The 8,664-nt window shown below is 53.5% G+C and carries 8 protein-coding genes; 6 read left to right on the top strand and 2 right to left on the bottom strand.

Annotated elements, in window-relative coordinates; all coding sequences use genetic code 11:
• Positions 1-189: 189 nt before the first annotated feature.
• Together V8F51_RS31280 and V8F51_RS31285 are read right to left on the bottom strand one after the other, a co-directional pair.
• Positions 190-873, bottom strand: a complete 684-nt coding sequence (locus V8F51_RS31280; RefSeq protein ID WP_337104423.1) for a DNA-binding response regulator — start codon at positions 871-873, stop codon at positions 190-192.
• A gap of 136 nt (positions 874-1,009) precedes the next feature.
• Positions 1,010-2,215 (bottom strand): MFS transporter, encoded by a 1,206-nt coding sequence (locus tag V8F51_RS31285; protein WP_337104424.1) that lies wholly within the window; start codon positions 2,213-2,215, stop codon positions 1,010-1,012.
• A gap of 192 nt (positions 2,216-2,407) precedes the next feature.
• On the opposite strand from V8F51_RS31285, the gene hemE reads away from it, so the two are divergent.
• The 6 genes from hemE to V8F51_RS31315 all read left to right on the top strand — a co-directional run.
• Positions 2,408-3,478 carry a uroporphyrinogen decarboxylase gene (gene hemE, locus V8F51_RS31290; protein ID WP_337104425.1) on the top strand — a complete coding sequence of 357 codons (1,071 nt, stop codon included), beginning with the start codon at positions 2,408-2,410 and terminating at the stop codon, positions 3,476-3,478.
• On the top strand, positions 3,471-4,418 hold the full coding sequence (gene hemH / locus V8F51_RS31295) for a ferrochelatase (protein WP_337104426.1): 948 nt from the start codon (positions 3,471-3,473) through the stop codon (positions 4,416-4,418). Before hemE ends, hemH begins: the two co-directional genes overlap by 8 nt.
• Positions 4,419-4,423: 5 nt before the next feature.
• Positions 4,424-5,887, top strand: a complete 1,464-nt coding sequence (gene hemG, locus V8F51_RS31300; RefSeq protein WP_337104427.1) for a protoporphyrinogen oxidase — start codon at positions 4,424-4,426, stop codon at positions 5,885-5,887.
• A gap of 91 nt (positions 5,888-5,978) precedes the next feature.
• Positions 5,979-7,247 carry a CapA family protein gene (locus tag V8F51_RS31305; RefSeq protein ID WP_337104428.1) on the top strand — a complete coding sequence of 423 codons (1,269 nt, stop codon included), beginning with the start codon at positions 5,979-5,981 and terminating at the stop codon, positions 7,245-7,247.
• A gap of 29 nt (positions 7,248-7,276) precedes the next feature.
• Complete coding sequence (locus V8F51_RS31310; RefSeq protein ID WP_337104429.1) at positions 7,277-8,044, top strand: glycerophosphodiester phosphodiesterase; 768 nt, start codon at positions 7,277-7,279, stop codon at positions 8,042-8,044.
• On the top strand, positions 8,038-8,664 hold a 627-nt coding region (locus V8F51_RS31315; protein ID WP_337104430.1), incomplete at its 3' end, for a DUF92 domain-containing protein. The genes V8F51_RS31310 and V8F51_RS31315, both read left to right, overlap by 7 nt.

Consider the following 8,664-nt stretch of genomic DNA (forward strand, 5'->3'; position numbering starts at 1 on the left):
AGTTCGATATCGGGCAACTAAACGTGCGGGTTGGGTGTTATGGGCGTGAATCGGCCGAATTAGTTTGATGAAATGCAACTAATGAGCATGTAACCACGTGGCAGATGAAATTAGTTTGATGAAATGCAACTAATGAGCAATATACCCGGCGGTGTCAGTCTGTTAGCGTCAAAGCTATACATGCTTCTACTACAGCACGTATGGCTTTGATGCTGAAGAGGGGGCCAAACGCCAGGAGTGGATACGTTTGGTTCCGCGGCCTGCGGTTTGCAACCAGCCCTTCTGCTCCAACTCAAGCAGCAGGTTGCGTGCTGTTCTGTAGCCGCATCCAAGTAAATTCCGGACATCGATCAATTGCACGGGGCGATCAAGATGGCGTACGAGCCGGATAATGTCCCGTTCTTCTGCGATCAGCTCTGCTCTCCATTCAGATTCCCCAAACAATCTCCCCATCATTTGCTGCAAAAGTTGCTGCCACAGTCTGGGGCGCTGCTCGATATCGTCATAAGAAACACGGACAACGATCCAGCCGTCGTTCGTAAGATGCATCTGGCGCACCCATTGATCGCTGAACTGCCTCCTCGAGATATTTCGCACGTGAGGACCGTAACCATCCACCTCGATCGCAATTCGGACATGGTTTTTCACGAATGCAAAGTCTAAGTATCGAAATCCTTCGCTGAAGTCTTTTATCTCAAACTCGGGATGCAAGTTGGCAAAATGGCCAAAAGCAGGCCACCACACATTACGAACGAACATTTGCTCGGCATGGGCATGCCCTTCTTTAAGTCTGCGCAAACGCTCACCTTTCCTCTGCATGAGATGCTTCTCATACCATTGCATGTGTGTTTCCTCAAATAAAGTCGTATTCATCTGTAAGATCCTCTCCTTAATTAAAATGAAAAAACGCCGTTTAATCCGGTTCATCCCGGATCAAACGGCGCATGCTTTGCGACGCATTAAATGAAGTTATGCATCCATATTAGCATGGATGAAGCCGTTCAGCCAATCATTTGACAGCTGTTCGGTCACGAAGCAAAGAATGCCAAACCCATGCCGCATTAAGCATCATCATGACGGCAGACAGTACGAATAAACCTTTAATGCCGATGTAGCCGGACAATGCGCCGCCTGTTATCGGGCCGATCATGTTGCCGATAGCAAGCGAGCTTGTATTGAAGCTGTATGAGCGGCTCTCCATACCATCAGGCGTGTACTTGCGAATCAGCGTATTCACCGCGGGTATAAGGCCGCCGAGGAAGATACCTAGCATGAATCTTGCGAGCAGCAATTGCCATACCGTTCCCGCGAGAGCTTGCGGGATGAAGGAAATCGCCGCGCCGATTAGAGCGACGCCGAGAATTTTCTCGCCGCCGATTCGATCGGCGAGCTTGCCAAGCAGCGGCGAGGCAACAAGATTAGAGAGTCCCGTCACAGAGCCGACGAACCCCGCCCAAAACGCCAAGTTAGCAGCTGTTCCATGTAATTCCTGCACATAAAGGGGGATCAGCGTCATCGGGCTCATCATCGCGAACTGGATGAGGAAGGTGACCGCGAACAGCGAAGTCAGTTGCGGAATGCGGGCAAGCTTCTTCAGCCCCTCGACGACGGAAGCCTGCACGCGCGCCGCTGCTTTCGCGCGGTCGAACGGTTCCTTAACGACAATGAGGGCAAGCAGCGATGCGCCGAATAATAATGCCCCGGTCAGATAGAAGATCGGCCGGTAACCAACCGTATCGGCAAGCAGACCGCCGAACAGAGGCCCGAGAATCGTGCCGGCAATGCCGCCCGATTGAATGGTCCCCATAGCGAAGCCCATACGTTCCTTAGGCGTCGTAGCTGAGATTAGCGCTATAGAGGCCGGGTTGAAGCCGGATATTGTACCGTTCAGCATTCGTAAGAAAAGCAGATGCCATGGATTCGTAGCGAAGCCCATTAGCACCATGACGACGGCCATGCCGAAGCCTGAGCGCAGCAGCATGATTTTGCGGCCATAGCGGTCAGCGAACTTCCCCCATATCGGCTGGAAGATGAATGAGGTGACGAAGTTGCCCGCGAATATAACGCCCGCCCACACGCCGATCTCATGCGTATCGCTAAGGCCTAGATCGAACTGCAAATAAAGCGACAAAAAAGGGATGATCATCGTCATCCCCGCCATCACAAGAAACTGACCAAACCACAGGACGATTAGATTTTTTTTCCACTGTTCCATGGCTATAAGTATAACATAAGAGGACGTCATGCGATAAATGGGAGGGAAGGGCAAACTTTCATACCTTCTTCATGCAAAGTGACATCGATTGTCATACTATTGTCATAGGAACGCATTTGAGAGCGGTTGTTAGGGTAGAGGAAAAAGGGCATAATGGATACAGATGACACTACATAGAAATGGGGAACGGGAATGTCTTATAACGACCGTTTCATTCGGGCGTGCATGAAGCAAGAAGTAGACCGCGTGCCGGTATGGTACATGAGGCAGGCAGGTCGCTACGATCCAGATTATCGGAAAATAAAAGAGAAATATTCACTGCTTGAAATATGCAAGCAGCCGGAGCTTGCTGCGGAAGTGACGATGATGCCGGTGAAAAAGCTCGGCGTCGACGCAGCGATTCTGTATTCGGACATTATGAATCCTGTCGCTTCGATCGGGATTGACTTTGATATTGTCGGCGGCATCGGGCCGGTCATTGCGAACCCGATCATGACGGCAGCAGACGTAGAACGTCTGAAACCGATTGACGTGGAAGGCGATCTCGGCCATGTGCTGGAGACGATTCGGATATTGAACCGTGAGCTGGATGTGCCGCTTATTACGTTTGCCGGCGCGCCGTTCACGATTGCTAGTTATTTAATAGAAGGAAGACCTTCGAAAAACTATTTGCGCACGAAAGAAATGATGTACAGCCAGCCGAAAGTATGGCATGAGCTGATGCGTAAGCTTGGCGATATGGTTATCGCTTATTTGCGCGCTCATATGGCGGCCGGCGGCAAGGCGTTCCAACTGTTCGACAGCTGGGTTGGCGCGCTTGCTCCAGCGGACTTCCGCACGTATGTATTGCCGACGATTGAGCGTATATTCGATGAGCTTAGCGATTTGCCGCAGCCGAAAATTTATTTTCCAGGCGTCAGCTCGGGCGAGCTGCTGCCAGAGCTTGGCGGCGTGAAAGCAGATGTGTTCGGGCTGGATTGGCGCGTGTCGATCCCGGAAGGACGCCGTCGCTTGAACAACGGCGCAGCGGTGCAAGGCAATCTTGATCCGACGGTGCTAACAGCGCCAATCGGCGTCATTGAATCGTATGCGAAGGAAATTATCGATCAAGGGATCGAGCAGGACGGATTCATTTTCAACCTTGGACACGGCTTGTTCCCGGAAGCGTCGCTGGAGAAGCTGGCTGAATTGACTGCGTTCGTGCATGCCTATTCGACCAAGGCGATTCGTGTACGCAATGGGAAGGAGACTAGCCATGTCTGATCATAATCAAAAGATCGGCGTACTTGTCATGTCCTACGGAACGCCGGAATCATTAGACGACGTCGAAACGTACTATACGCATATTCGCCGCGGACATGCTCCGACACCGGAGCTGCTTGCCGAGCTGAAGGGTCGTTACGAAGCGATCGTAGGCGGAGTATTCCCGCTTCGCGAGAATACAAACGGGCAAGTGGCAGGCTTGCAGGATAAGCTGGAGCAGCTTGCTCCAGGCAAGTACGCTTGCTACCAAGGTCTCAAGCATGCGAAGCCATATATCGAGGATGGCGTAGAGCAGATGGCTGCAGACGGCATCAAGCAGGCAGTCGGCATCGTGCTGGCGCCGCATTTCTCGACGATGAGCGTAGGCAGCTATATGAAGCGCGCTCAAGAAAAGGCGGATGAGCTGGGCATTAAGCTGGCAGTTGTGGAGCAGTACCATATGCATCCGAAGCTGTTGCTGGCCCTTACGGAACGTGTACAGGACGGATTGCGACGCCTAGCGGAGCAGACGGACGGCGAACCAGTAAAAGTATTGTTCAGCGCGCATAGCTTGCCGGAGAAAATTCGCGAGCTTGGCGATCCCTACGAGCAGCAGCTGCTGGAGACTTCAGCGGCGGTTGCCGAAGCGGCTGGCGTTACGGATTGGCAGTTCACGTGGCAAAGCGCTGGACGGACGAGAGATCCTTGGCTTGGCCCGGACATTCTCGAGACGCTTCCTGTTCTCAGAGAAGAAGGCGTTAAGGCGGTGCTTGTCGCACCGGTGGGCTTCGTGTCCGACCATCTAGAGGTGCTTTACGACCTCGATATCGAGGCGAAGGCAGCGGCCAAAGAGCTGGATATGGCACTTGATCGAATTGCGATGCTGAATCGCGATCCGTTATATATGGAGACATTGGCAGAATCGGTCATACAAGCACTGGCAAGCGAGAGAGAGGAATGAATGAGATGCGGAGAATCGGAGAACCTGATCGAATTGTCGTCATTGGCGGAGGGATCAGCGGACTGAGCTCCGCTTTTTATTTGCAGCGGGAAGCGGAGCGGCTAGGCAAGGAAATCCATCTGACGATTGTTGATGGAGCTCCTGTACTTGGCGGTAAAATCAATACGCTGCAGCGTGACGGCTTCGTCATTGAGAAAGGGCCGGATTCGTTCCTTGCGCGCAAGCTGGCCATTATCGATTTGGCAACGGAGCTTGGGTTGACGGATGAATTAACGACGACGAACCCAGGGGCGAAGAAGACTTATATTTTGCATCGGAAAAAGCTGCATCCCATGCCGGCCGGACTCGTGCTTGGCGTGCCGACGGAAATTAAGCCGTTTCTTAAGACAGGGCTTGTATCTTGGGGAGGCAAGCTTCGCGCTTTAATGGATTTTGCGCTGCCTGCGCGCAAGGTTAAAGGTGACGAGTCGCTTGGCGGATTCCTTGAGCGCCGTGTCGGCCCGCAAATCATGACGCAGATCGCGGAACCGCTGCTAGCCGGAATCTATGCGGGAGATCTTAGAAAGCTTAGCATTCAAGCGACTTTCCCGCAGTTCGCGGCATCGGAGCAGAAGCACGGCAGCTTGATCCGCGGCATGCAGCATAACCGCAAAGCGGGATCGGCTGCTCTTCCCGCGGTGGCGAAAGGCGGGACCTTCCTGACGTTCAAGGGCGGATTGACGACTGTCGTAAATGCGCTGGATAAGGCGTTAAGCAGCGCGGAGCGCAGGCTTGGCGTGAAGGTGGCGGAAATTCGCGACGAACATCGGGCAACTGCGGTAGAGACAGAGCGCGATCAAGAGATCGGACAAGCACGTTATACCGTTGTATTGGAAAATGGCGAGCAACTGCCCGCGGACCGCATCGTGATGACCGCACCTGCGTACAACGCGGCCGATCTGCTCGAACCGCTAACCAATGTGAGCGAACTGCGAGCGATTCATTACGTATCGGTAGCGAATGTGGTGATGGCTTTCGATAAGGCGACATTCGGACTCGAATTCGATGGCTCCGGCTTCTTAGTTCCGCGTTCGGAAGGTCTTAGCATTACGGCATGCACATGGACATCGAGCAAGTGGCTTCATACGAGTCCGGACGATAAGGTGCTGCTTCGCTGCTATGTCGGACGAGCGGGCGACGAGGAGAAGGCGAAGCTTCCGGACGCTGAGCTGATTGCTGCTGTTCGCAGCGACATCAAGACGACGATGGGCATAACGGCAGAGCCTCTTTTTACAGAGATTACAAGATTGTATCGCTCTATGCCGCAGTATCCGGTCGGACATCTCGACAATGTAAAGCAGCTGCGCGCAAGGCTGGCTGAAGAGCTTCCAGGTGTATGGATTACAGGCGCGGCCTTCGACGGCGTCGGTCTTCCCGACTGCATACGGCAAGGGAAGGAAGCGGCGAAAGCAACTCTAGCAGAGTCGTAATATTTGTTGACCATGAAGCTCCTATCATTGATATAATGGAAAAGTCTTGATAGACAAACTTCCAATTATATCAACGAAGGAGCTTATTTTCATGAACGTATCCCGGTCTGAGACGCGTCAGCATGAGAAGAGAATGCGCAAGAGAAGAATGAGGCGGCTTATGATCCTTAATGTGACATTGCTGACCATTATTGCTGCAGTGATTGCCGTCTGGTTAATTGGATTGAATATGAATGCGGACAAGGAAGCGGGCAGTTCGAATAGGGGCGAGGACAGCGGGGACAATCAGCCGATCGAACAGAAGCAGCCCGATGAATCTAATGGATCTGAGACTTCTACAGAGGAAGAAACAGCCCAAAATAACAACGAGGGCAATACGGGGGCAGTAGATTCGGGTAGCGCGGACGGCGAAGAAGGAGAGAAGATCAGTCTTTCTTTTGTAGGCGATGTGTTGTTAGCTCCTTATGTGGAAGGTGTCATGAAGAAGAACGGCTATGATTTTCCATATCGGGAATCATTGCTGTACCTTAGCGAGCCGGATGTAACGGCGGCAAATTTCGAATATCCAGTCACGTTACGCGAAGCTCCTGCAAAAAATAAACAGTATGTGTATAAAGGACCGCCTGATTCGCTTCCAGCATTCCGGGACGCGGGGTTCGATGTCGTCAACCTGGCGAACAACCACACAATGGATCACGGTGTAGAAGGTTTGCTGGATACGATGGACTATTTAGACAAAGCGGGCATTGCGCATATGGGGGCGGGCAACAACGATACGGAGGCTTTTGCCCCAAGTATTCATGAGGTGCGCGGTGTAAAGGTCGCGTATGTCGGACTTAGCCGCGTCGTCCCTGAAGTGTCGTGGAAGGCGGACAAAAATACGCCCGGCGTGGCGGAAACGTATGATACAAGGCGGGCGGTAGAAGCGATTGCCAAAGCGAAGGATATGGCTGACATCGTAGTCGTCATGGTACACTGGGGAACAGAGCGAACGACGGTTCTGGAAGATTATCAGAAGCAGTTCGCAAGGCAATATATCGATGCAGGCGCGGATCTGGTCATTGGAAGCCATCCGCATGTGCTGCAAGGATTCGAAACGTATAAAGGCAAATGGATTGCATACAGTTTAGGGAACTTTATTTTTGGCTTGAACCCGAAGGGTGAGGAGAAGGATACCGGCGTGCTAGACGCGGTATGCTCGAAGAACGGCAATTGTGATCTGACCTTCCATCCGATGGTTTCGGTGAATTCGCAGCCGATTCCGTTAGAAGGCGACGAAGCGAGGACGCTTCTGGATCGAATGACGTCGATTTCTCTCGGAGTTGCCCTGCGGGAAGACGGAGGACTGGAAGCGCAATAGAGCTGGCAGTCCGAAAGGATGAGTGCATAATGAGAAATCCGTGCGTAGCGCATCGAGGCTGGTCGGGCCGCGCGCCGGAAAATACGATGGCTGCGATTCGTTTGGCAATCGCCGAGCCGGACATTGAATGGATTGAAATCGATGTACAGCTTTCGAAGGATTATGTGCCGGTCGTTATCCACGATTATAAGCTAAGACGTACGACGAACGGCAAAGGCGATGTGAAGGATTGGACGGCAGCGGAGCTGACGCAGCTGGATGCCGGACATTGGTTCTCGCAAAAATATCAAGGAGAACCGATTCCGACGCTCGATGACGTGCTACGTGAATCAATAGGACATTGCAAGCTCAATATCGAGCTTAAGACGGACGGTATTCGGTATCCGATGTTAGAAGAGAAAGTGCTCGAGCGTATCTATGCTTTCGACGCGGTAAAAGAGGTTGTATTGACTTCGTTCCATGAAGGCACGTTGTACAATGCGCGAAAGCTTAGCGGCGAGGTTAGGACTGGACTTATTCTAGACGCATGGCGGAATTCGCTTCCGAAAGAGCTGGAGGAGCTTGGCGCTGATTTCTTATCCATCGGCTACTCGAGGCTTAATAAGGACCGCATGGCGCTATTGAATGAATCGGGTATTCAGACGATGGCTTGGACGGCCAATGATGAGCGGACGATCCGCAAGCTGACCGAGCTTGATCCGAATCTGATGATATGCACGAATTATCCGGAAAGGTGGCGCGAGGCGTTGCATCGCAAAACGAGATTGTCCAGCGTTTCGCAGTGGCTGCAATGGTAGGGCTGGTGGATGAATGGTGGTTAAGGCTGCTCGTTGGCTTCTTATGCAGCAGCCTTGCTGCTGCCGCGGCATATAAGGCGCGATCATTATCTCTCTCAGGGGCATGGTCGGCGCTCGTGATGGGGACAGGCTTCGTGACGCTTGGCGAGCCAGTATGGTTCGGCGTGTTGATCGCTTTCTTCATATCGTCATCGGCGCTGTCGAAGTATAAGCGCAAGCATCGGGCCAAAGCGGAGGCGGAGGCTAAGTATGAGAAGACCGGCAGGCGCGACGCCGGTCAGGTGTGGGCGAACGGCGGAGCGGGGTTGCTGCTGTGCGCGGCCCATTACATATGGCCGCATGAGGGCTGGCTGTTCGCGTACGTCGGCGTCATGGCCGCCGTGAACGCGGATACGTGGGCGACGGAAATCGGCGCCCTCAGCCGCAGCGCGCCGCGCATGATTGTGAGCGGCAAGCGCGTAGCGGCTGGCACGAGCGGCGGGGTCACGCCGCTCGGCAGCGCAGCAGCGCTCGCAGGCGCCGTGTTCATCGGCGCCGTTGCCGCGCTGCTGCTGGCGGCCGCGCAGCAGCCTGCGCATGCTGCTGCGGGCCTTGGCGCCGCGGCGGCATACATCGCCGCC

The organism is Paenibacillus sp. YIM B09110, assembly GCF_037167145.1.
Lineage (GTDB): Bacteria > Bacillota > Bacilli > Paenibacillales > Paenibacillaceae > Pristimantibacillus.